Here is a 22,342-nt window from a genome sequence, read left to right on the forward strand (position 1 = left end):
CACGGCAGTCTCAACAGGTCCCCGCTGTAACGGCTCGGTCAGCCTATGCCGCGCAGCATGGCGCGAGCACGCCGATCCAGTTCTGCCGCGGCGGATCCGCCTCGTCCCCGCACCGGGGAAAGCGCTTGGCGCATCCGCACGACCACCTCTCGTGCACGGCCGGACTGGATGCCGCTCATGGTGTCCAGTGCTTGCTGCCACGTAGCGCAGGCCGCGTCAATCTGCCCCTGCCTGACCTGTACGTCACCGAGGTATCCGAGCGTGACCGCGTGTGTGCGGGCCGCGAGGGGGAGTGCGCGGGTGCGGACGCTGCGCTTGAACTCGGACTCCGCACCTTTCAGGTCGCCGAGGTCGCGCAGTGTGGCGGCGGTTTCGTGTGCGAGGGATGCTTCGGCGAAGAAGAAGACCCTGGCTGGCTCCTCACCGCCTCCTTTCGCTTTGCTGAGATCAGACTCGGCAAGGCGAAGTGCTGCAAGCGCTTCGGTCTTCCGCCTGGCCGCCGCAAGGGCGCGGGCGTGGACCACGCCGAGCAGTGCTCGCTCCCGTGGGGTCGCGAGGTGATATCGGGAGCGCTCGACGGACCCTTCTGCAAGTTCGAGGGCGCGTTGCGGATGACCGAGGTCGACCGCTTGGTGGGCTGCCGCTCGAAGAATGTGGCCGGCGAGGGGAGCGTCGTCTGCCTCGGCTGCCAGGTGGAAGGCAACGCGGAATGCCTTTTGCGCCTTGCTGTGGTTCGACGAGTCGAAGGCCGTCCACCCGGCCAGGTAGGTCAATTCGGAGGCGGCGGAAGCGAACTCACGGCGTACCTCTTCCGAGGCAAAGCGGCTGCTGAGGTAGTCGGTGACGTCGGATTTGAGGTAAGCGATCAGGGCAGAGCGGCCGGCTTGCCCGCCGAGGCGCTGGTCCTGACGGGAGTAGAAGGCCATTGCCTCGCGTACTGCATCGACGTGTGCGGAGGAGACGATGAAGGGAGTAAGCGGGCGCCTTGTACGTGCCTGCTCTGCAGCCCTCTCCCACCATCCGGAGGGCGGGAGCGCAGTGCCAACCGCAGAGTAGGCGGTGGCCGCCAGCAGCTGCCGACGGTTCATGTCCATGTTGTCTTCGTCTCCGAGGTTCACCAGAGCGGTCACCGTGTCGAGGTCCCACGTCGAGGGCATCGCCGGCGCTGGCTCAGCCGGGGCGAGCCCGATCTGTTCCGGCGTGATGACGCGTCCGAGTCTGCGCGAGAGCGTTTCGCAGAGGATATGGGTCGCCACCCCCTCGGGGCGTGTCCCGCTGATCCACATCGCGATGTGCGAGCGCGACACCGAGCGCAGTTCGTCTGCACCGTTCTCGGCGGCAACCCTCACGACGTGTGCGGCTACCTGAGTCTGTGGCCAGCCGGTTTCCTTGATGACCGACGCCAGCAGGGTGTTGCGTGTGCGCGCCATGGTGCGCCCCTCGGTCTGCAAATGATCTTTGACGGCTTTGACGGCATCCACGAAGGCAACGGGGTACCTCTGACCGTCATTTCACGGTTCTCTCATCACGACGATATTCCTCCGTGGTCCAAACTCGCACCGCTTAGCCGCCGTTCGCCCTCCGAGGGGACGTCGATCTTCGCGCTGTATAGGGAGCAGAGGAGCCGTCCCCCTTCACGTTCCTTGACGCCTGGAGGCGACGCCATGCCAGCCACATCGTTCGCAAGCGGCCTCGTCCGGTCTCTTCGCGGCACTGCTCTCGCTGGGCCCGAGCACGGTCTCTGTGGCTCGCTCGGCGGGAAAAGCAGGTCCCAGGCGTCCAACTGGCCTGCGGACAGAGCCATCAAGGGCCGCTCATCCAGGTGGTTCAACCGACGCCGGAGGCCGCCCATGCTGAGCATGCAAGCTGCAATTCCTGCGAGGCTCTCGGAGATTTCCGGCGTTCGTCACCGGCTACGCGAGCAGCTCCACGACTGGAAGCTGGATCCGGTCATGGACGGGGCAGTCATCGCGACGAGCGAGCTGGTGGCGAACGCCGTCGTTCACGGCTGCCACGGGACGAACGACGTGGTGACGATGACGGTGCGTTGCTCCGGCGAACAGCTTCTGATCACCGTCGAAGATCCGTCACAGCAACGCCCCCAACTGCGCCGTGCCCCCTGCGAAGCCGAGTCCGGTCGCGGCCTGGAGCTTGTCGGGGCGCTTGCTGACGGGTGGGGTGTGATGCCCGCGCAAGAAGGGATCGGCAAGCGGGTCTGGCTGGCCTTCGACCTTCACTCCCAGGCGGGAAGGGCTGCATCGTGACTCGCTTGGCCAAGCGCATCGCCGCTGCCCTGCGGCGGTCGACCAAGGTTCGCCGTCGGGTGGCCCGGTCGGCAACAGCCGCCGCATCAGAGACGGTTGCGCTCGTACTCGACGTTTCGGTACGGCTCCCAACATCCCAGGCGGATGTCGAAGACCTGGTGGAACGGTTGCAGGCCCACATCGTTGCGTTGTCCGGTCTGCTGGCCCCTGAGGGGTTGAACAGCGCGCCCGAGAAGCTGCGCCGCTTGTTGGTCAAAGCCCATGAACTGCGTCGCCGAGAGGTGCTGCAGGACGACGTCCGTGCACGCATCCATCTTGTACACCTGGCTGATATCACCCAGTTGCTCCTGGTCTGGGCAGCCGTCGACGAGCAGGCGTTCGCCGAGTCGGCTATCGACCGCCCTACGCCCCTGGATCGGTCCGGGGTGGCCAGCCGGTGGGCGGGCCTCCTTTGGGGAAACACGTCGCGTGGTGTGAAGCGAGTGTGCCACCGGTGATCACTGTCGCGGACCCGGCCTCCGCCGTGCGCGACGTCACCTCGGCCACGAGGTACGCGTGGTGGGTGCAGCTGGCCGAGAAGCCGCTCCCCGATCCGCTGGCCGAACTGGATTGGGCGATCTTGCCGCTTGGCCTGCAGCCAGGGCTTCCGGCCCTGGAGGCCCTCCTTTATGAAGGCGAGCCCGTGGGCCCGGTCCTGTGCTGCCCTCGGCACCGACAGCTCTACGTGGCGGTGGCCGCAGAGTGCCGGCACAGCCTGGATGGCGAGCGACTGGGGGTTCGAGGGCGGGATCTTTCCTGCCCCATCGACGGTCGGCACCGCGGTGGCTGCGATGGCCGGCTGTGGCTACTCCCGTCCGATCCACGGCACCTCACCGACCTCGTTGCGGTGGCCGACCGGATGTTTCACGTCAGTTCTGCCCGTCGGCTGGCTGCGGCGACATGCGCCTGACCGTGCCTGCGGTCGTGGTGCTGGGAGTGCTGATGGTGGTGCTGATCCGCGGCCAGAAGCTGCGGGGCGGACCGGCAGCTGTAGCCGTGGCATTCGGATTTCAGCTGGCGCATGGCCAGGCCGCTCCGGCCATCACCGAGACGTGCCGCCTCGTCGCCCAGCTCATCGGCCGCCTTCACCTCTGGCCCCGGCACGACCGTGCTTTCCCGTTCCATCTCCCCTTTCTCTTCGAGGACTTGTGACCCAGATACCTCCCCTGGATCAGGCCAGTCGGCCGCGCCACCGGCGGGCTCCACAGATGACGCTGGGGCGAAGCGTGCTGGTGGTCGTTCTGGTCGCTGCCGCGTCCGCTGCCGCCGTGATGCTGTCGTCGCCGCCCGGCTGTGCGGCCGTTGCCTGGTGCACTGCCGTCTCTACCGTGCTGGTGGTTGCGGGACTGGCTGAGGCGCAGCACCGGCTCCGGCCTGTCGGCCGGGAGCGCGATGAGGCGTGGGAGCGGGTGCGCCGCGCGGAGTTCGCCCAGGGGCGATCGGAAGCTGACCTTCGCCGCCTCCAGGACGACATCGATCGGGCAGCCCGAGTGCTGCCTTGGGCGGTGGACCGGCTGCGCGAGCGCGCATCGGCACCCACCGTGCTGGCGCGACTCGGCCAGGAAGGTCTGCTGCCCACGCACGAGACACTCCGCGGTGTCGTCCACACCACGGTGCACACGCTCCACCAGGAGCACCGGCGGCTGACGTCCGCGATGGTCATGGTGCAGGGCTGCGGGAAGCGCCTCCATGCCGCGATCACCGACCACCTTCAGGAGATCGATGAGCGGAAGAGGCCCTACTGGGACACTTCCGCACCGATTTGCCGGGAGGACGTACGCGCGGACCTTGAGGCGCTCGATGCGAGGGTGTCGAGCACAGGGTTGCTGACCCAGCGGCTGCTGGCCCTTTGCGGAGCCCGCCGGGCGGGGCGTCCGTGGGCGAGGCCGGTCGCGGTGGAGCGCGTTGTGCGGGCGGCCGTGGGGAGCTGTGACCACTATCGGCGAGTTGAGCTGGCTCTGCCCCAGGTGCCCGTCGCGGTCGCCGGTCCCGCAGTCACTGCTGCGATCCACGCGTTGGGGGAACTGCTCGACAATGCTCTACGGTTCTCGCCCCCGACCACGCTGGTGCGGGTGTCGGGCGAGGACGCCGTCTCGGCGCTGATCCTTCACGTAGACGACAGCGGCCTGGCCATGGGCGAAGAGACCCTGCGCCGTGCACGCGAGGCCGTCGATTTCGAGCAGCCGCTGGACATCACCCGGCTCTCCGGAAGTCGGCTGGGCCTTGCCGCAGCGCGCCTCAGCGCCGAACGCTTCGGCTTGAGGATTGCGTTCTGCCGCTCGGCTACCGGCGGCACGCGAGCCAGCATCGTCCTGCCCCGCCAGTGGCTCACCACCCCACCAGCCCCCTCAGTCAGCCGGGCTCCGGCCCTACCGCAGGGCGGCGGGCGGCCACCGGTCCGGGAGGTGTCGCCACCACCGCACCGCTCGGCCGCCGCACCCCAGCCGCCGCAGAGCACTGCGCGTCTGCCGCGCCGGGTACCCGGCGCCACGCGGTCCAGGCCGGCCGAGCAGCCAGCCGAGCCTGCACCACCACCGGCGCGAAGCCCGCAGGAGACCGGGCAGCGCACGACCCGCTTCCGTCAAGCCACCCGTGCTGCCCGCAACCACCGTCCCGACCCCGGAGGATCACGATGAGTACCGACCTTTCCTGGCTGCTTGACCAGCTCTGCCACGACACCCCCGGTGTGCTCCATGCCCTGCTCCTGTCCGACGAGGGGATGAAGCTCGCCCATGACAAGAGCCTCGACCACGACACCGCCGATCTCCTCTCGGCAATGTGCACCACTTGGCTCACCGTCTCCCACCAGCTGGAGAAACTTTTCGATACCGGAGGCCCGGCGTTGACGGCCACCGTCGACACTCCGAACATCCAGCTGTTGGCAGTCGGGGCTGGTAAAGGCGCCATCCTCGCCACTGTGGCCAAGAGCGAGGCCGACCCCGGCATCGTGGGCACCGCGATGTCCCAGCTGGTGGAGCGCGTCGCGGACCACCTGAGCGTCCCGCCGCGCTCGCCCCGGAATCCGTCGTGAGCGACGACTGGGACGTGCCGGACCGGTCGTTCGTCGTCCTGGGCGGTCGTACTGCCGCCGACTACGAACTCGACGCAGTCTCCCTGATCGTCACCGAGCGCGACGACACCGCCGGCCTCGGGCTGGAAGAGGCCGCCATCGTGCGGATGTGCACCTCGCCGACCGGGGTCGTGGAGATCGCCAGCCGCCTGTGCCTGCCCGTGGGGATGGCGCAGGTCCTCATCTCCGGCCTCCTCGACCGGAACCGCGTCACCGCCCGACACCCCCCACCCGCCACCGCCGCCGCAGCGCAGCACGGCGTCGCACTTCTGGAGGAGGTCCTCGTTGGACTCCGCAACAAGCTATGAAGCCACGCGGGTGCCGCTCCCGCAGACCGCCAGCCGCGGGGTGAAGGTGGCGGTGGCCGGCGGCTTCGGCGTCGGGAAGACGACCTTCGTCGGTGCCGTCAGCGAGATCACCCCGCTGCGTACCGAGGCGGAGATGACCGCCGCGAGCATCGGCACCGACGACCTGTCCGCCACACCGTCGAAGACCGGGACAACGGTCACCTTCGACTTCGGCCGGGCCACGCTAAGCGAGACGATGGTGCTGTACCTCTTCGGCACTCCCGGCCAGAACCGCTTCAAATTCATGTGGGACACGGTGCTCCACGGCGCCCTGGGCGTCGTGGTGCTGGTCGACACCCGCCGGGTGAAGGACTGCTTCCCGTCCCTGGACCGGGTCGAGGACGAGCAACTTCCCTACGTGGTGGCCCACAACGTCTTCGACGACGAGGACCGGGCGCACACCCTGGACGACATCCGCGACGCGCTGCAGATGGCCCCCGGAGTGCCGGTGCTGCGCTGCGACGCCCGCGACCGGCAATCGGTCCAGCACGTACTGATCGCCCTCGTCCAGCACGTGCTGGACCGCACCGACCGGCGGGAGGGACGAGCGTGAACAGCCCGCAAAAGCCAGCACTCGTGGAGCTGCCCGACAGCCACCGCGGGGCGATCATGCTGGGCGACCCGGACTACCACCGCGACCCCGCCGACGTCTTCTCCGCGTTGAGGCGCACCTACGGGCCGGTGGCACCGGTGCTGCTGGACGGGCAGGTGCCGGCCTGGCTGGTGCTCGGGCACCGCGAGCTGACCCAAGTCACCACCGACACAGGGCTGTTCGCGCGCGATGTCGGGCGATGGCGAGTGCGTGAGCAGATCCCGGCCGAGTGGCCGCTGTGGCCGATGGTCGGCGGCGGCCCGGCAAGTGATTCTCTCCTCTATACCGAAGGGGACGAACACCGGCAGCGCGCCGGCGCGGTCAGCGCCGCTCTGGCCGACGTCGATCCGGTCGAGTTCCGGGCCCAGTGCGAGTCACATGCCGAGGACCTCGTCGAGTCCTTCGCGCACCGCGGGCATGCCGAGCTGATGGCCCACTACGCCTTGCTGCTGCCGGTGATGGTGATGGGCTGGGCCCTGGGCCTACCGGCCAAGGAGAACAGGGAGCTGGTGGCGGCGTTCACCGACCAGCTCGCCGGCGGCGACCGCGCCCTGGCCGGTAACCAGCACATCCGCCGCACCATGCAAGCGCTCGTCCGGCGGGTGCGCGAGTGCCCCGGTGCCGATGTCGCCTCGCGGCTGGCAGCCGACCCCGTCGGTCTGACCGACGAGCAGCTCTGCCAAGACCTGATCGTCACCATCGTGGCCGGTCACCAGACCACCGCGTACTGGATGGGCAACGCCACCTACCGGATGCTCGTCGACCGCCGCCACACCGACGCCTTCATCCGTGGCCGGCTCGCCGTCAGCCAGGCCCTGCGCGAAGTCCTCTGGGACGACACCCCCACCGCCATTTTCGCCGGGCGCTGGACCAGTCGCCCCGCCCACCTCGGCCACGTCACCATCCCGGCCGGCGACCTGGTCCTGCTGGGGTTAGCCGCCGCCAACACCGACCCCCACCTCCGCCCCGAACCGGGAGCCGCTATCGGCAGCCGGGCCTACCTGTCCTACTCCCACGGCCCGCACAGCTGCCCCGACCCGGCCCGCGATCTCGCCGAGACGATCGTCACCGCCGGAATCGAGGTGCTCCTCGACCGCCTCCCCGACCTGCACCTGGCCTGCCCGCCCGAGCAAGTCCGCTGGCAACGGACGGTGTGGATGCGCGGCCTGGAGTCCCTGCCCGTCACCTTCACCCCCACCCCACCGACCACCCGCTACGCCGGAGGCACCCCGTGGATCTGACCCACCCGACCCCTGCCACCAAGCCTTCGCCTCCGGAGCTGTCGCTGTCGCGTCCGGTGCACCGCCTCGACCCGCACAGCTTGGACCTCCACCACGACGCCACCACCATGCGCAAGGCCGGCGCGGTCGTTCCGGTCCAGCTGCCCGGCGGCGTGCCGGTCTGGGCGATCACCCGTGACGCCACGGCTCGTGCCGCACTGCGTAATACCGACATTTTCCGTAAGGACGCGAGGCACTGGGCGGCCCTCCAGCGCGGCGACATCCCTGCGGACTGGCCGCTGATCGGCTTGGCCGCACCGGCCGGGCGCAGCATGGTCACCACGGACGGTGTCGATCACTGGCGCCTACGCGGACCGCTCTCGACGGTTTTTACCGAGACGCGGGTGCGGGCTCTGCGGGCGAGCATCGACATCATCACCAAGAAGCTCTTGGCCGACCTCGCTGACGCCGCTACCGTCGCTGATGACGGGATCGCCGATTTCCGACAGCTCGTGGCGTGGCCGCTGCCGATGACCGTCATCAGCCTTCTGCTGGGCCTGCCGGAGTCCGAACACGAGGCGTTGCGTGCCGAGTACGAGGTCTTCTTCGACGACACCTGCGATCCGACGGCCGCGCTCGCGGCCATCGAGGACATCATCACCCGCCATCTCGACGCCAAGCGCCGTCATCCCGGGGAGGACCTCACCAGCGCCCTGCTCCAGCTCCCTGACGACGAGCAGCTGACGACGGAGGAACTCGTCGCCACCGTGCAGGTCCTCATCGCCGCCGGGCACGAGACCACTGTCCACCTCCTCGTCAACGGTGTGCTCGCCCTCACCAGCCACCGCGACCAGCTCGACCTGCTGCTCCAGGGCGAGGTCTCGTGGGACCGCGCGGTCGAGGAGATCCTGCGTTGGCAGCCCCCGACCGCCAACTTCTTGCTGCGCTTCGCCACCCGGGACAGCGTCCTCGGCGACGCGTTCATCCGTCGGGGCGAGCCGGTGATGATCTCCTATGCCGCCATGGGGCGTGACCCTGACCGCTACGGCCCCACCGCGGACGATTTCGACATCACCCGCGAGGGCGGCCACACCAGCTTCGGTCATGGGCCTCACGCCTGCATCGGCACGCCCCTCGCCCGCCTCGAAGGAAAAGTGGCGCTCAAGGCCCTCTTCAGCCGGTGGCCCGACCTCGCCCCGGCCGGGCCGGCGCCGCGGTCCCCTTCGGTCCTGATGAATTCCCGTACCTGCCTCCCCATCTGTCTGCGCCCCTCCCACCACCCGCACGAGGCCGGAGCGGCGAAGTGACCACCACGACCACCGAAGACTCCGCGGCCCGGGCACTGGACCTGAACCAACTTCGTGACGATCTCGCTGTTCTGCACCGCATCAGTGGCCACGGTCGGTCGGCACCCGCGTCCGTGGCTCGCAACTTGGACATGGTCCATCGCATCGCCCGCCACTGGGCTCCCTTCGGCCAAGCCCGTCGCACGGCAGCTGATGATTTGGCCTCCGAGGAGCGGCGATGGGACATCCTGCTGGCGTGTGCCGCCCCTGAGCGGTCCGTGGAGAAGTCCTTCGCCGCCGTGATGGTTTACGCCGGCTCCGTCCGGGAGCTGGTGCAAGCGCTGCACGACGTCGCCCTGCCGGGCGCGGCAGTGCCCGACGTTTCCCGGGCGATCATGGCAGCAATCTCCAAGGGAGACTTCCCCGTTGGATTTGAACTGCGGGTCAAGCAGGTAGCCGCTGATCTGCGGACGCCCGTCGAAATGGTCAGGACCGCGGTAAGCAGCCTGCTGGACAGTGGGGCGCTGGAGTCGCGAGGCCGACGGATCTTCCCGGCAGGAAGTCTGGGCCTCCACGACGACCTCGCCCCCCACATTGCCGACCGGCTGCGGGCCCAGATCGCCGCCGACGTCTACGCCCGCGGCAGCCGGCTGCCCAGCGCGAAGTTCCTGGCCACCACGGTGTGCAGCGATTCCGCGCCCGTTGGACGGGCGCTGCGGATTCTGGCCGCCGAAGGCGTGGTGCACGTCAGACGGCGCGGCACCGAGGTGGCGCAATCCGCCCGTCTCCTCCACCCCGTTCCAACCACACCCCGTTACGACGAGAAGAACACCCGTTTCAGCCGGGACACAATCGTGGCCACCTGCCGTGCTGCTCATGAGCAGTGGCGCCGTCGCGGCCCGGCCCCGGCCGAGGTGCTGCACGGACGGAGGCAGGACCTGCGCTCCATGGCGGGCCAGCTGCTGGCGACGGTCCCGAACCTGGCCCCTGACGCCACGCAGGAGCGGGCCGCCCTTGCCCGGGCCGCAGAGCTTGCGTCCGCCCCGCTACCGGACAAGCCCTGGCTCCAGCAGTGGCACACCGCCTGCCTGGCCACCGCGATCAGCAACGTCCTCCCCCTAGTCCCGAAGGAAACCCCATGACAGATGCCGACCACCGTGAGGTCGATCCGCGCCACACCGACGCCACGCCGTGTGCGGAGGCGACCGAGGCGCTGCACGCCCTCGACCTCCACTGCGTCGAGGTACCGAACACTTCCGATGCCTTGTCGCACCTCTTCGCCCACCTCCTGCACTGAGCGGCGCCAGCTGCGAACTCCCCAGCGGAACCCAGGTTTCGCCTATCCGTCCCCACCCGCATCACAGATCAAGGAGAGCGATGGGTTCCGCCGTCGGAAACCTGCGGTTCCAGGCCGCGCCGCACGCCCTCGTCCGGACCGTGCATCACCCGCGCGTGTCGGTGCCGCCCTGGCCCGACCTGGTCGACACCACCCCCGCCGGGGTGCGCGCCTGGCGGGAGTGGATGCGCGCGACGTGGAGCAATCCAGCCCTGACCGATGCCATCCGCCACGCCTCCCCCGCGCTGGCCCGGGAACTCGACGCGCTGTCCGCCGGGCACACCCTGCCCCGGAGCCGAGCCCAGAAGGCACTGGTCGCACTGGCCGGGTACTGCCTGCGTGCATCGCACAGGCCGATGCCGTTCGGGCTGTTCGCCGGGGTGGCCGAAGCGCGCTTCGGTCCCCGCGCCGAGGTCGCATGGGGCGAGGACCACCGTGCGACGGCGCGGGCCGGCGGGGATTGGATGGCCGACATCATCGTGCAGCTGGAAGGGATGCCCGAGGTCCGCCGGCGTCTGCTGGTGCAGCTCAATAACATCGCCCAGCTCCGCGGGGACCGCTTGATCGTGCCCTGGCAGGTGCGGTGCGACGGCTCCACCTCCGCGGTCGAGGAGGTCTCCGTGCGGCACACCGCACAGGTGTGGGCGGTCGCGGAGATGACGACGACCCCGATGCGCTACGAGGACGTGGTCGGCAAACTGCGCTCCGAATTCCCCGCGTTCTCCGACAAGGCGGCACGGGCTGTGCTGAATCAGCTCCTGTCCGGCCGAGTGCTGCTCAGCAACCTCACCGCGCGGTCCACCGAGATCGACACGCTGGGGTACCTGCTCGACCAGCTGGTACGCACCGGAGTCGACCACGAGCCCCAGGCGGCCGACCTGGTCGCAGCGCTGCGCGAGATCCACCAGCTGATGCGAGAGCACAACCAGCTGCCGGTGAGCGACGGCGCACCCCTGCGGGCCAGCCTGGTGAACCGGATGGCCGAGCGCAGTCCGGCGCCCGAGGCGCTGGCCGTCGACATGCTCATCGACGGCACGGTGACGCTGCCGCGGGCGGTGGGCTGGGAGGCCGAAGGCGCCGCCACCGCCCTGGCCCGGATCAACCCCGAGCCCTACGGGAACCAGCCCTGGCGGGACTACCGCGAGCGGTTCCTCCAGCGCTACGGGCCAGGCGCCTTGGTGCCGCTGACCGAACTACTCGACCCCACCTCTGGCCTCGGGCTCCCCACCGGATTTCGCTCAGGAGCCCCCGTCGCCCATCCGCCGCTGTCGCGGCGCGACGACGTCCTCCTCGCCCGGGCCCAGCAGGCGGCCGGTACCGAGATCGACCTCGACGAAGACCTGATCGCCGAGCTGGCAGTCGGAGAACCCTCCCGTATGCAGCTCCCGCCAGGACTGGAGCTACGGTTCGAGGTCCGCAGTGCCTCCACCGCCGACCTCGACGCGGGCCGGTTCGAACTCGCCGACTGCCGGCTCGGGCGCGAGTGGGGGCACCTGTCGGGCGGGCGGTTCGCCGCCCAGCTCGCCGCCCGGAAATCCTCCTCGCCCAGCGGCCTTCTCGGTCAGCTGTCCACCCGGCCCACCAGCATCGCCGGCGCCCTGCCCGCCCAGCTCGCCTTCCCGGCCCTGCGGCACAGCGCCACACATGTCGCACGCGTGCCTCAACTGGTCGCGCCGCGCATCAGCCTGTCCGAGCACCACGCACCCACCCCGGACTCCATCCACCTGGCCGATCTCGCGGTCATGTGCGACGGCGACCGCCTTCACCTGGTCTCCCGCTCCCGCCAGCAGATCGTGGAACCCTTCACCGCCCATCCGCTACAGATCGAGTACCAGACGCCGTGGACGGTCCGCTTCCTCGCCGAACTCACCCGCGGTCAACTCGCCCAGCTCGACCCGCCCCCGGCCCAGATCAACCCCTTCCCCTGGGGCGCGGCCAGGAGGTTGCCGATCCTGCCCCGCGTCCGCCATCAACGCACCGTCCTCAGCCCCGCCACCTGGCGGCTGAACCCCACCGACCTGCCCGGGCCAGACGTCAGCACCGCCCAGTGGGAGGACAACTTCCACGCCCTGCGCGAGCGGTGGCAGCTGCCACACACCGTCGCCTTCGAGTACCTCGACCAGCGCCTGCGGCTGAACCTCGACAACCCCGGCCACCTCGCACTGCTCCGCGCCCAGGTGGAGCGTCCCCGCCGCTTCCGCCTCTTTCTCACCGAGACGGCCGCCGAGCAGGACTTCGGGTGGTGCGAGGGCCGCCCCCACGAAGTCGTCACCCTCCTGCGCCCCAGCACCGCGCCCCCGCCACCGCCGGCAGTGCCCCGCTCCACCACCACCTCCATCGACAGCCGGCTACCGGACCTACCAGGCGCCTCCCCCTACCTGCACGCCCGCCTCTACTGCCCAACCCTGCGGCGCGCCGACCTCCTACGCGACCACCTGCCCACCCTGATCGACCGCCTTCAGCCCAGCACCTGGTGGTACCGGGCCGACGACGACACCTCCGGCACGCACCTAGACGTGTATGTCCGCCAGCCCGCGGACCTCGCCCCCGGCGACGCCATGGGGGTGGTGAGCAGCTGGGCGCAACGTCTGCTGGAGAGCGGCGTCATCGGCGACATGGCGCTGACGCCCTACCGACCCCACACCGGACGATGGGGCAACGGAGCCCTGTTAACGGCCGCTGAAGATGTCTTCGCCGCCGACTCGACGGTTACCGCGCAGCAGATCACCAGCCTCCGCGGCATCGATGACCGGATCGTGACCGCGGCGGGCCTCGTCGAGATCAGCGCCGCCTGGCACAACAGCCCCGAGCACGGCCTGCGCTGGCTCCAGAACCACACCAAGCACCACTCCTCCGTGCGCCTGCCCCGGCCGCTGCAAAAGGAGGCAGTCCGCATGGCCAACCCGCATGACCGCAGCCCCCTCCTCAGCCACCACGGCTCCGGCCCGCTGTCAGGCCCGCTAAAGGCCCGGCACAAAGCCCTGTCCGCATACCGGGAATTGATCACCGCGCAGGCGGCGATCGACCCCGACACCGCTCTGGCTGCCCTCCTCCACGAGCACTGCCTCCGCGCGCCCAACCCGGCCGAGGAATACGCCGCCCTGCACCTCGCCAGGGCAGCCGCTCTCGCTCACACAGCCCGACGGTCCACACCCAGCCGGCACCAGCCCACCTCCGCTTCCGCCCGCACCGCAACGTCGAAGGACCTGCCATGACCAGCACGGGGTACACCCCAGCAACAGCGGCCTACACCCGATACGAACCGACGCAGACCGAAACCGTCCTGGCCAGGCTGTGCTCGCGCTCCCGTCCCCAGAAGACCGGCGCCGACCTGCAGGCACTGCGCCAAGCTGGTCTCGCCGCGGCGATCAGCCGTAATCCGCGCCCCCGTATCGGCATCTACACCATGGTGCGGGCCGGTCAGGACCCCGCGGTGCGGCTTTCCGTAGCCCGTGGCCTGGCCGTTCGGAACAACTGGCCCGTTGAGCAGTGTCCGAAGGTCGACTTCACGGGGATGACCGACCCGGCCACGCGACCTCAGCTGGCCCGCCTGCTGGATGCCGTCGAACGCGGCGGAATCGCCGGCATCGCCGCGATGTCCAGGACCGATTTCACCAACCTCAACGACTACTACGAGGACCTTCTTCAGCAGGTCCACGTCCGCGGCGGCTTCCTCGCCCTCGCCACCCCCGAGACAGACATCTGACCCACCCGGTAGCCGGGCGGCACGCCGCCTGACTAGACCCACAACACCTTGTCCAATCGTCCGCTTCCAAGGGCGAACTCACTCCATACCCCCGTGCTATCAGCTCGGGCGTTCCGAAAGGTTCCGGAGATGACTAGACGCGTACCGCGTCACGCGGTCGTGATCGCATCTGGTGGCTTAGACAGCACCGCCACCGCCTACTTGCTGGCCGGTCAGGGGGCCAGCGTGAGCATGCTGTCCTTCGACTACGGCCAGCGCCACCGAAGGGAACTCCACAGCGCCGCTGTCATCGCATCTCGCCTCGGCGTTCGGCACGACGTCGTAGACCTCACCAGCGTCACGAAGCTGTTGGGCGGCTCGGCCCTCACTGACTCCACGGTCGATGTACCGGACGGCAGCTACAACGACACCACCATGCGCGCGACGGTCGTCCCGAACAGAAACGCGATCATGTTGGAGATCGGTGCCGCTGCGGCGGTCGCGGCCGGGGCGGACGCCGTGGCGTTCGGTGCTCACTCGGGAGACCACTTCATATACGCCGATTGCCGGCCGGACTTCTTCCAGAAGATCGAGCGGTCGATCAGGGCAGGTAACGAGGGGCTACTCGCGGACGGCTTCCGCTTGCTCGCACCGTTCCTGCATGTCACCAAGGCCGACATCGTTCAGGCCGCCGCAGAGCTGAAGGTGCCGTTCGAGCTGACGTGGTCGTGCTACCGGGGCGGCGAAGTGCACTGCGGCACCTGCGGCACGTGTACCGAGCGGCGGGAGGCTTTCAGCCTCGCCGGGGTCTGCGACCCGACGCCCTATGCGACGGGCGGTGTCCGGTGAACGTCTCCACGGGCCGGTACAGAATCGGCAAAAGCTTCGCTTTCGACGCTGCCCACCGGCTGGCTGGACTTCCGGAGGGGCATAAGTGCGGGCGGCTGCACGGCCACACCTACACGGTGGAGATCGTGGTCACCGCATGTGGCGTGACCGCCCCAGGGTTCGTGACGGACTTCGGCAATCTGGCCCCGGTCAAGAAGTACCTCGATGAGCACCTGGACCACCGGTCCCTCAACGATGTCCTGCCGTGCGAGCCGACCTCGGAGAACCTGGCGCGCTTCCTCGCCGAGTGGTTCGTCGAGACCGTAGAGCCGACCATTGACGGACGGCTGGAGAAGGTCCGCGTATCGGAGACACCGTCCTCCTGGGCCGAGTTCGAGGTGACGCGGCCGTGAACGCAGGCGTACTGCACTTGCTGAATCAGCATGCGACCGACGATCGCGGACTGTTCATCGCGGAGACGTTCGGGCCGACGTTCCAGGGCGAGGGAGCCTCTGTCGGGCGCCAGGCCCTGTTCATCCGTCTCAGCCATTGCAACCTCTCCTGCGGCAAGGGACCGGGAGCCCGTTGGGCGTGTGACACACCGGAGACTTGGGACTTCAGCGCGTTCGATCCAGCCGACCCGAAGATCCGGCGACGCGTGAGCCTCGACGAGCTGATGGCATGGGTGTTGTCGTTCCCGCCCATGCTCGTGGTGATCACCGGGGGTGAGCCGCTGATCCAGAGGGCTGGTCTGGAGCGCCTGGTGGCGGCCCTGCACACAGCCGGCCGCCAGATCGAGATCGAGACGAACGGCACTCTCCATCCGAGTTCGCAGCTCGTCGCCGCCGTTACAGCCTTCAATGTCTCCCCGAAGCTCGCCGCGGCCGGCGGGCGTGAGGGCCAGCGCATCGTCCCCGCTGCCCTTCGCGCATTCGCCGAATCGGGCAAGGCCCGCTTCAAGTTCGTCGTGACCGGTGTAGCGGAGTTCCGGGAGATCACCGGCCTGGTCGAGCGCTTCGGCATGGCCGATGTGTGGGTGATGCCCGAGGGCACTTCCGCCGACGTGGTGAGGCAGGGACTGCGCAGGATCGCGGACGAGGCTCTGGTCCGGGGCTGGAATCTCAGCCCTCGCCTGCACGTGGAACTGTGGGAGGCCCAACGTGGCCGGTGAGGCAAAGTTCGGGGCCACGCCTGGGTGGGGCCGTCGTTCCGGCTCTCCGAGACCGCGCGTGTTGGGTAGCGGTCGGGCGATGGAGGGCGGGATCGTTCCTGCCACCCAGGCTGGCACCACTGTAGCGCCCAACTGCCGTCCCGTGGTGCCACATTCGCTGATGCCGTTTCTGATCGAGCCACGTCACCTGAAACGGGCTGCACGCGAGTGCATGCGCCGAGCGTCCGCCCCCGGAGCTGACGGTCAGAGCTGGGCATCCTTCCGGTACGGGCTGGATGAGCGCCTCGACGACCTGAGCGAGCAGCTGCGCAGTGGGATCTGGCGACCGGGCCCGCTGAAGCTGTCCCATGTCGTCGCCTACACCGGCAAGCGCATCGAAACCGTGATCCCCACAGTCTCCGACCGAGTGGTGCACCGGGCGATGCGCCGGGCCATCGAACCGGTGTTGGAGCTCCGGGTGTTCGCACCGTGGGTGTCCGGATTCCGCCGGGGCCGCAACCGGCTCACCGCGGTGCGGCAGGCTGCGGAGCACCTGGGGCAGGGGCGTACGTGGACTGCCGATATCGACGTGCAGCAGGCGTCGGCCGGGGCAACCACGGCCGAGGTCATCGACTGGCTGGCCGACGCCCTTCACGACGGCACCTTCCTGGCGCGGGTGCGGACCGCACTCAATGCTCTGCCGGACCCGATCGTGCCCGGATGCGGACTGAGCCCCCTGCTCATCAATCTGCGTCTGTCCCGCGTCGATGCTCAGCTTCGCGGCCTGTCCCCCGTGCGCTTCGCGGACAACTACTGCCTGTTCGCCAGCAGCCGTGCCGCGGCGGAATCCGCATACGCCACCGCCGCCCGAGCCCTCTCGGAAGTCGGGCTGCGCCCGCATCCGGGCAAGAGCCGTATCCGCCCTTCGGCCCATGCCGAAGATCTCTTCTTGATCAGCGGGTGATCGACATGAGCCTGAACTCCACTGCTGGGTCGGGAACAACGATCTGCTGGATCCGCATCGTCGGCGGCGTGTGCCGCTTCGGCGACCGGAAGCGGCCCATCACGGTCCGCACCCTGGAATGGACGCGCACCGTCCTCACACCTGCGCAACTCGACTGCGGCAAGGACCAGCGACCGATCACCGGCCTGACCCAACCGGAAGCCGCCGCCCTCGCCAAGGCGCTCGGCGGCCGTCTGCCTCGCTCCGTCGAATGGGAATGGGCAGCCGCCGGCAATACCGGCCGCACCTACCCCTGGGGTGACGATCCTCCTTGCGCACACCGGGCCAACCTGCGCGGCGGCCCCGGGCATGCCACGCCCGTCGGCGCGTATCCGGAGGGCGCGACCCCGGACGGACTCCTGGACATGGCCGGCAACGTCTGGGAGTGGACCAGCAGCAGCACCCTGGGCGACGGGTACGTCCTGCGCGGCGCCTCCCACGGCTCCCCGGGCCTGTACGCCAAATCCACCTTTCTCAACGCCGCCCCCGCCGAACTCGCATCGGACGGCATCGGCTTCCGGGTGGTGCGCCAGCCGTGACATCGACTACCCCGCAACCGGAGACCTTCGTGCTTGCCAGCTGCACACGCGGCAAGAAGAGGACTCTCTCGCCGGTATCCGCCCTGGAGTTGTACGAGGAGGGCATCGCCCCGCAGCTGCGGGAGCGCCTCGGCGACCACCCCGACCTCCGAGGCCGCCTGTACTTTCTCTCCGGCCGTCACGGACTTGTGAGCGCGGATACCCCGCTCCTCCCCTACGACCAAATGCTCACCTACGAACGGGCCCAGCAGCTTCGCCCGCTCGTACATCGCAGACTGCGACAGCTCCTGGCCGGCCTCGTACAGCCACAGCTGCTGGTCGTCGTCGAACCGCTGTACATGGTGCTGCTCGCCGACCTGCTGGCCTACGACAACCGGCCGATCGTGCGCTGGATCCCCGACCCCTTCGGCTGGCACGAGACCGCCGCCGTACTCGACGACTGGAACTGGCCGTGAACCTCTCCCTCGCCCAAGCCCTTGCCTCCCGTCCCAACGATCACCGCACAGTGCGCGCCCGGTTCGAGGAACAGACCGCCACGGGCTGGCACACGCCCACCCCGGCGAACCTGGCTGCGGGATGTGCCGTATCGGTCGTGATTCCCGCGCGGGACTCCGCACACTCGCTGCGCCCCGTGCTCGACGCTGTGGCCTCGCAAGACACCCACGGGTCCGTCGAGGTCATCGTCGTGGACGACGCGTCCACAGATGCGACCGCCGACATCGCACAAGGGCATCCGGCCGTCGATGTGCTGGTACGGCTCCCCCAGCCGGGCGGTGCCGCGGCAGCACGGAACGCCGGCACCGCGCTGGCCCAGACCGACACCGTCGTCTACCTCGACGCGGATATGGTCCTTCCCACCCATGCCCTGGCCGACTTCGGGGCCCGCGCCCGCCCGGACACCGTCCTCATCGGCTTCCGCCACAACGTGCCCTACCGGCCCGGCCCCCACCGCAGCGCACAAGTGCCCTCGGGGGAAGCCGATCTGGCCGCCGACCACCGCGTCACCTGGCGTAGTCAGGGCGGCAAGCAGCTCTACACAGGTACCTTCCTCGACGGCCCCACCACGGGCAGCCCGCTCAACAGCACCGACGACTTCCAGGGCCTGGGCCACGGCGCGACATACCTGGACTGGGACCTTCCCCGGACATGCGTCACGGCCCTGATGGCCGCCCCCCGCGCCGCGGTGATCGACGTCGGAGGCTTCGATCCCGCCTTCGGATATATCGGCTGGGGAATGGAGGACACCCACCTCGGCGCCGCTCTGATCGCCGCCGGGTGCCTCGTTGTCCCGCTGCGCCAGTGCGTCGGCTTCCATCTCGACCCGCCCGACGCCGCCGACCAGTGGGAGCGCAAGCTCGCGGGGTGGCCCGCCACCCTCGCCCACTACCAGAAGCTGCTGACGCAACCCGCTCCCTCGGGCCGCGAAGCGCACTTCCTTGACTCCACCACGCAGCTGCTGTCCACGGCGGGAGTGGTCACCCGATGACGGTCCGGATGTTCGCGGCGGCCACGCTCGACGCCACCCTCCTCGTCTACGACCCGGCCACAGAACTCACACACCTCGCGCCCCACCGCCTGCCAGTGGGCCGGCAGCTGCTGGACGATGCCGATGTCGCCACGTGGCCCACTGTCGCGCAGTGCCAGGTGAGCACACCTGTGCCGTTCAATATCTGCTGGTCCCCGCTCACCCGCTGCAATCTGCAATGCCCCCAGTGCCTGGACGACAAGACGCTCCCCGAACTCGCGGGCGCCGAGCGCACCCGCATCGCCAGGATCCTGGCAGGGTGCGGCACCCTCGGCCTGGACATATCCGGTGGCGAGCCGCTGCTCCTACGCGACATGACCCACCTGCTGAAGACCCTCGCCAGCAACGGAGCAGCAGTGAGCTGCACCACCAACGGGTGGCACCTGCAACGCCGGGCCGCCGAACTCGCCCCCTTCCTCGACGCCGTCCGGGTCAGCCTCGACGGGCCCGACGCCGCCTCGCACGACCGCTGGCGCGGGAAGGGCAGCTTCGAACGGGCAATTGCCGGAGCCCGCGCGGCCGTCGCCGAGCGCGTGCCGGTCCAGCTCCACGCCGTGGTGATGCGCTCCACCGCGCACCGCGCCCAGTCGATCGTCGATCTTGCCCATGAGCTGGGTGCCGTCGGTGTCACGTTCCTTCAGATGCTCCCGATCGGCGACGGCGCCCAGCTCGCCGACGCCGAGATGGTCAGCGACGCCGACGCCCAGCGCACGATCTCCTCGCTGCAGGCGCCTGACGGAGTGCGGGTCCGGCTGCGGACTCGCGAACTCGCCGAAGGGTTCACCGTGGTTCGCGCCGACGGACAGGTCTACCGCAACGGACAAGGCGCCACGGACATCCGGTCATTGCGCCTGCTGACCGATCCGGCCGACCTGCACATCCCACTGTCCGAAGGGAAGCGGCAATGACCCACATTCCCGAGCACGAGGCCCAGCGGGTCTTCCGGCGCCGCAGCCCCTACCTCCTGACCTGGGAGGCGTGCGAGGTGGCACTCGCGCAGATGGCGTTTGCCATCGCCGAGACCGGTCCCGTCACCCAGGTGATCGGCATAGCCGGGGGCGGCAGGACACCCGCCGAAAGGCTCGCCGCACACCTGAGGGCACCCGTATGCCATGTCGATGCCCGGCACAACACCTCCGACGAGCTCTACACGCAGGCGACCGGAGCCGTCGCCGTGAGCATTCCCGACAGCTTCCCCGACACGGTCAGCGGTCGCGTCCTGCTGGCCGACGACATCTGCGGTACCGGAGCAACGTTCACCGCGGTCACCTCCGCGCTCACGCCACGGCTCACGCCGGACACCCGCATCCAGACCACAGCGCTGTGCCGCAACGTGGGCAGCCCGCTGCGCCCGTGCTGGTGGGCCTGGGACGTGGACGACTGGGTGGTCTTCCCCTGGGAGCCCCGCCCCGACGCCACCGGCCGGCTGCTGCCCGCCCCGGAAAGGATCAGCACTCCGTGACTTCCAAAGCCACCCGCGGCATCGTGTTCGTGCTCGCCTCCTGGCAGATGAACGCGCCCGCCGGCATCGAACGAGCAACCGCCGCACTCGCCGCTGGCCTCGCCGCCAGCGGACACCACGCCGTCATCGCCACCGCCCTCGCCACGGACTCGGAGCCTGTTCTGCCCGGCGTCACCGTCGAGCATCTCGACCTCCCCGTCGATTTTCCGTGCGCCGATCAGCTACTCCGCAAGGCCCTCCTCCGACGCACCGACGCGATCCAGGCCCGCCTGTGGGAGATCATCGCCCGCCACCAAGCGGACACCGTGGTGTTCACCGACGCCCTGTGGGGGCTGGGGCGACTGGCCGCAGACCTTCCGGACGGCGTGCGACGCGTCCTCGCCGCCCACGTCCTGCCCAACCGGGAGGACGCTCCGGCGGCCCTCACCCGCGCCGACCGAGTGATCATCCCCTCCGAGATCGTCCGGGCGGAAGCCGAGGAGGCCGGCTGGCCCGCGAAGTCATGGCGAGTCGTGCCCAATGCGCTCCTGCACCCGCCCGCGATACCTGACCCGGTTCACATCGACGAAGGCCGCTCCGGGCCTGTGAGGGTCCTGGCCCGGCTCGGCCACGAGAAGGGGATCGTCCCTCTGCTCAACGCCGCCGCCGACTGGGACCGACCACTGGAGGTCACCGTGGCGCACGCGGGATTCGAGGCGGCCAGCGGCTCCCAGACCAAGCTCCTGGAAGAGTGCCGCGCCCTGACGGGCACCGCCGATCACATCACCCTGCACGAGCGGCCTCTGGCCTGGAGAGACGTACCGGGCTGGCTCGCCGGCGCCTGCGTGGTGATCGTGCCCTCGCTGCGGGAGACCTTTGGGCTGGTGGCACTGGAAGCTATGAGCAGCGCCACCCCGGTCGTCGGCTACCGGGTGGGCAACCTCCCCACGCTGCTCGAACGAGCCGATACAGGAGTCCAGTTGCTGGCAGACCCCGGGCTCGGGCCCAACACGCTCCTGGGCCTTGCCGATGCTCTCCTTCAGGATCCGGTAGCCTACGGAAGAACTGCAAAGGCCATGTACCACCTGGCTCAGGACTACAGGCCCGACCGAATCGCCCAGCTCTTTTTGAAGGCGGTGTCGTGATGGGTGCTGTAGCCCCGTCTCACTCCCAGGTAGCTCCCCTGCTGCTCGTCGACGGCTTCAACGTTCTGTGGCGGGGACACTTCGGATTCCCCGCGCCGATCGTCTCGCGTGACAAGCAGCGCAACCTCACGGGCCTCTTCGCGTTCTTCGCCCTGCTGCGGGCCACGATCCGTGACGACCTGGACACACCTCCCGTCGAGGTGTGCGTCGTCCTGGACGGCGAGAACGGCAGCGCCGAGCGCAAGGACTCCGACGCCGGTTACAAGGCCAACCGAGAATCCACCCCGGCCGCGCTCGAACCGCTGCAGTTCCTTGCCCCCATGAAGGATGCTCTCGACGCCTACGGCATCGCGTGGGTGGAGATCGACAACGCCGAGGCCGACGACGTGATCGCCACGCTCACCGACCGCCACCCCGACCGGCCGATCCGCATCATGAGCGCCGACCAGGACTATTACCAGCTCCTCGACAGCGACCGCGTCCGGATCATCAACCGCGCACGCAAGGCATCCAAGCGGATCATCACCGCCGCCGAGGTCCACGAGCGCTACGGCGTCACTCCCGCGCAGTGGCCCGACTACCGCGCGCTTACCGGCGACACGTCGGACAACCTGCCCGGAGTGAAGGGCATCGGCGCGAAGACCGCCGCCGCCCTGCTGGCTGGTGGCCTCACCCTCGACGAGCTTCCGTCGTCCGGTCGGCTGACCGGTGCCAAGGGCGCCGCGATCACCGACTCCTGGACGGTCGCCCTGCGCTGCCGCGAGCTGAGCCGCATGCGCCGCGACGTTCCCGTCGGTTGGCAGGCCACCGGACACGTCAGCCCTGCGCTGCCCCGGCCGGCCGACGTCATCGAGAAGCTGGGGATGTGGTGA

At 69.3% G+C, this 22,342-nt stretch carries 26 protein-coding genes; 25 read left to right on the plus strand and 1 reads right to left on the minus strand.

The window, feature by feature from the left end; translation table 11 throughout:
* Nucleotides 1-38: 38 nt before the first annotated feature.
* Entirely contained in the window at nt 39-1,481 is a 1,443-nt protein-coding gene (locus NUT86_RS05295) for a Tat pathway signal protein (protein WP_342456222.1), read from the minus strand.
* A gap of 369 nt (nt 1,482-1,850) precedes the next feature.
* On the opposite strand from NUT86_RS05295, the gene NUT86_RS05300 reads away from it, so the two are divergent.
* The 25 genes from NUT86_RS05300 (at nt 1,851) to NUT86_RS05420 (ending at nt 22,342) form a co-directional block, all read left to right on the plus strand.
* A complete protein-coding gene (locus NUT86_RS05300; RefSeq protein WP_274733746.1) occupies nt 1,851-2,264 on the plus strand; it encodes an ATP-binding protein in 414 nt (137 codons plus the stop codon).
* 5 nt (nt 2,265-2,269) lie between these two features.
* Nucleotides 2,270-2,761, plus strand: a complete 492-nt coding sequence (locus tag NUT86_RS05305) for a hypothetical protein (RefSeq protein ID WP_274733748.1) — start codon at nt 2,270-2,272, stop codon at nt 2,759-2,761.
* Nucleotides 2,758-3,213 (plus strand): hypothetical protein, encoded by a 456-nt coding sequence (locus tag NUT86_RS05310; RefSeq protein WP_274733750.1) that lies wholly within the window; start codon nt 2,758-2,760, stop codon nt 3,211-3,213. Before NUT86_RS05305 ends, NUT86_RS05310 begins: the two co-directional genes overlap by 4 nt.
* Complete coding sequence (locus NUT86_RS05315) at nt 3,204-3,455, plus strand: hypothetical protein (protein WP_274740777.1); 252 nt, start codon at nt 3,204-3,206, stop codon at nt 3,453-3,455. The genes NUT86_RS05310 and NUT86_RS05315 overlap by 10 nt, the downstream gene beginning before the upstream one ends.
* A 56-nt stretch (nt 3,456-3,511) precedes the next feature.
* The gene (locus NUT86_RS05320) at nt 3,512-4,939 is read left to right on the plus strand and encodes a sensor histidine kinase (protein WP_274733752.1); all 1,428 of its coding nucleotides are present in this window, start codon (nt 3,512-3,514) and stop codon (nt 4,937-4,939) included.
* The gene (locus NUT86_RS05325) at nt 4,936-5,334 is read left to right on the plus strand and encodes a roadblock/LC7 domain-containing protein (RefSeq protein WP_274733754.1); all 399 of its coding nucleotides are present in this window, start codon (nt 4,936-4,938) and stop codon (nt 5,332-5,334) included. Before NUT86_RS05320 ends, NUT86_RS05325 begins: the two co-directional genes overlap by 4 nt.
* A complete protein-coding gene (locus NUT86_RS05330; protein WP_274733756.1) occupies nt 5,331-5,681 on the plus strand; it encodes a DUF742 domain-containing protein in 351 nt (116 codons plus the stop codon). Before NUT86_RS05325 ends, NUT86_RS05330 begins: the two co-directional genes overlap by 4 nt.
* Nucleotides 5,659-6,273 (plus strand): GTP-binding protein, encoded by a 615-nt coding sequence (locus NUT86_RS05335; protein WP_446750750.1) that lies wholly within the window; start codon nt 5,659-5,661, stop codon nt 6,271-6,273. Before NUT86_RS05330 ends, NUT86_RS05335 begins: the two co-directional genes overlap by 23 nt.
* Nucleotides 6,270-7,553: a cytochrome P450 gene (locus NUT86_RS05340; protein WP_274733758.1), complete on the plus strand. Its 1,284-nt coding sequence runs from the start codon at nt 6,270-6,272 to the stop codon at nt 7,551-7,553. The genes NUT86_RS05335 and NUT86_RS05340 overlap by 4 nt, the downstream gene beginning before the upstream one ends.
* Nucleotides 7,544-8,839, plus strand: coding sequence for a cytochrome P450 family protein (locus NUT86_RS05345; RefSeq protein ID WP_274733760.1), 1,296 nt, complete (start codon nt 7,544-7,546; stop codon nt 8,837-8,839). Before NUT86_RS05340 ends, NUT86_RS05345 begins: the two co-directional genes overlap by 10 nt.
* Complete coding sequence (locus NUT86_RS05350) at nt 8,836-9,960, plus strand: GntR family transcriptional regulator (RefSeq protein WP_274733763.1); 1,125 nt, start codon at nt 8,836-8,838, stop codon at nt 9,958-9,960. Before NUT86_RS05345 ends, NUT86_RS05350 begins: the two co-directional genes overlap by 4 nt.
* A complete protein-coding gene (locus tag NUT86_RS05355) occupies nt 9,957-10,115 on the plus strand; it encodes a hypothetical protein (protein WP_274733764.1) in 159 nt (52 codons plus the stop codon). The genes NUT86_RS05350 and NUT86_RS05355 overlap by 4 nt, the downstream gene beginning before the upstream one ends.
* Before the next feature lie 80 nt (nt 10,116-10,195).
* The gene (locus tag NUT86_RS05360; protein WP_274733765.1) at nt 10,196-13,369 is read left to right on the plus strand and encodes a lantibiotic dehydratase; all 3,174 of its coding nucleotides are present in this window, start codon (nt 10,196-10,198) and stop codon (nt 13,367-13,369) included.
* A complete protein-coding gene (locus NUT86_RS05365) occupies nt 13,366-13,860 on the plus strand; it encodes a hypothetical protein (protein ID WP_274733766.1) in 495 nt (164 codons plus the stop codon). Before NUT86_RS05360 ends, NUT86_RS05365 begins: the two co-directional genes overlap by 4 nt.
* A gap of 129 nt (nt 13,861-13,989) precedes the next feature.
* Nucleotides 13,990-14,688 carry a 7-cyano-7-deazaguanine synthase QueC gene (gene queC, locus NUT86_RS05370; protein ID WP_274733767.1) on the plus strand — a complete coding sequence of 233 codons (699 nt, stop codon included), beginning with the start codon at nt 13,990-13,992 and terminating at the stop codon, nt 14,686-14,688.
* Nucleotides 14,685-15,080 (plus strand): 6-pyruvoyl trahydropterin synthase family protein, encoded by a 396-nt coding sequence (locus NUT86_RS05375; protein WP_274733768.1) that lies wholly within the window; start codon nt 14,685-14,687, stop codon nt 15,078-15,080. Before queC ends, NUT86_RS05375 begins: the two co-directional genes overlap by 4 nt.
* Complete coding sequence (locus tag NUT86_RS05380; protein WP_274733769.1) at nt 15,077-15,838, plus strand: 7-carboxy-7-deazaguanine synthase QueE; 762 nt, start codon at nt 15,077-15,079, stop codon at nt 15,836-15,838. The genes NUT86_RS05375 and NUT86_RS05380 overlap by 4 nt, the downstream gene beginning before the upstream one ends.
* A gap of 79 nt (nt 15,839-15,917) precedes the next feature.
* Nucleotides 15,918-16,781, plus strand: a complete 864-nt coding sequence (locus NUT86_RS05385) for a reverse transcriptase domain-containing protein (RefSeq protein WP_274733770.1) — start codon at nt 15,918-15,920, stop codon at nt 16,779-16,781.
* Between the two features lie 5 nt (nt 16,782-16,786).
* Entirely contained in the window at nt 16,787-17,359 is a 573-nt protein-coding gene (locus NUT86_RS05390; protein ID WP_274733771.1) for a formylglycine-generating enzyme family protein, read from the plus strand.
* On the plus strand, nt 17,356-17,814 hold the full coding sequence (locus NUT86_RS05395) for a hypothetical protein (protein ID WP_274733773.1): 459 nt from the start codon (nt 17,356-17,358) through the stop codon (nt 17,812-17,814). The genes NUT86_RS05390 and NUT86_RS05395 overlap by 4 nt, the downstream gene beginning before the upstream one ends.
* Nucleotides 17,811-18,845: a glycosyltransferase family 2 protein gene (locus tag NUT86_RS05400; RefSeq protein ID WP_274733774.1), complete on the plus strand. Its 1,035-nt coding sequence runs from the start codon at nt 17,811-17,813 to the stop codon at nt 18,843-18,845. Before NUT86_RS05395 ends, NUT86_RS05400 begins: the two co-directional genes overlap by 4 nt.
* Entirely contained in the window at nt 18,842-19,792 is a 951-nt protein-coding gene (locus NUT86_RS05405) for a radical SAM protein (RefSeq protein ID WP_274733775.1), read from the plus strand. Before NUT86_RS05400 ends, NUT86_RS05405 begins: the two co-directional genes overlap by 4 nt.
* Nucleotides 19,789-20,346, plus strand: coding sequence for a phosphoribosyltransferase (locus NUT86_RS05410; RefSeq protein ID WP_274733776.1), 558 nt, complete (start codon nt 19,789-19,791; stop codon nt 20,344-20,346). The genes NUT86_RS05405 and NUT86_RS05410 overlap by 4 nt, the downstream gene beginning before the upstream one ends.
* Nucleotides 20,343-21,470, plus strand: coding sequence for a glycosyltransferase family 4 protein (locus tag NUT86_RS05415; RefSeq protein ID WP_274733778.1), 1,128 nt, complete (start codon nt 20,343-20,345; stop codon nt 21,468-21,470). The genes NUT86_RS05410 and NUT86_RS05415 overlap by 4 nt, the downstream gene beginning before the upstream one ends.
* Nucleotides 21,470-22,342: a 5'-3' exonuclease gene (locus NUT86_RS05420; RefSeq protein ID WP_274733780.1), complete on the plus strand. Its 873-nt coding sequence runs from the start codon at nt 21,470-21,472 to the stop codon at nt 22,340-22,342. Before NUT86_RS05415 ends, NUT86_RS05420 begins: the two co-directional genes overlap by 1 nt.

It is taken from the genome of Streptomyces sp. G7(2002) (genome assembly GCF_028870195.1).
Lineage (GTDB): Bacteria > Actinomycetota > Actinomycetes > Streptomycetales > Streptomycetaceae > Streptomyces > Streptomyces nigrescens.

What these genes read in the sequence shown, in the direction of transcription:
- NUT86_RS05360 (WP_274733765.1), top strand. Translation starts at nt 10,196, where the DNA reads ATGGGTTCCGCCGTCGGAAACCTGCGGTTCCAGGCCGCGCCGCACGCC.
- NUT86_RS05325 (WP_274733754.1), top strand. Translation starts at nt 4,936, where the DNA reads ATGAGTACCGACCTTTCCTGGCTGCTTGACCAGCTCTGCCACGACACC.
- NUT86_RS05320 (WP_274733752.1), top strand. Translation starts at nt 3,512, where the DNA reads ATGACGCTGGGGCGAAGCGTGCTGGTGGTCGTTCTGGTCGCTGCCGCG.
- NUT86_RS05315 (WP_274740777.1), top strand. Translation starts at nt 3,204, where the DNA reads ATGCGCCTGACCGTGCCTGCGGTCGTGGTGCTGGGAGTGCTGATGGTG.
- NUT86_RS05410 (WP_274733776.1), top strand. Translation starts at nt 19,789, where the DNA reads ATGACCCACATTCCCGAGCACGAGGCCCAGCGGGTCTTCCGGCGCCGC.
- NUT86_RS05405 (WP_274733775.1), top strand. Translation starts at nt 18,842, where the DNA reads ATGACGGTCCGGATGTTCGCGGCGGCCACGCTCGACGCCACCCTCCTC.
- NUT86_RS05355 (WP_274733764.1), top strand. Translation starts at nt 9,957, where the DNA reads ATGACAGATGCCGACCACCGTGAGGTCGATCCGCGCCACACCGACGCC.
- NUT86_RS05300 (WP_274733746.1), top strand. Translation starts at nt 1,851, where the DNA reads ATGCTGAGCATGCAAGCTGCAATTCCTGCGAGGCTCTCGGAGATTTCC.
- queC (WP_274733767.1), top strand. Translation starts at nt 13,990, where the DNA reads ATGACTAGACGCGTACCGCGTCACGCGGTCGTGATCGCATCTGGTGGC.
- NUT86_RS05390 (WP_274733771.1), top strand. Translation starts at nt 16,787, where the DNA reads ATGAGCCTGAACTCCACTGCTGGGTCGGGAACAACGATCTGCTGGATC.
- NUT86_RS05385 (WP_274733770.1), top strand. Translation starts at nt 15,918, where the DNA reads ATGGAGGGCGGGATCGTTCCTGCCACCCAGGCTGGCACCACTGTAGCG.
- NUT86_RS05365 (WP_274733766.1), top strand. Translation starts at nt 13,366, where the DNA reads ATGACCAGCACGGGGTACACCCCAGCAACAGCGGCCTACACCCGATAC.
- NUT86_RS05420 (WP_274733780.1), top strand. Translation starts at nt 21,470, where the DNA reads ATGGGTGCTGTAGCCCCGTCTCACTCCCAGGTAGCTCCCCTGCTGCTC.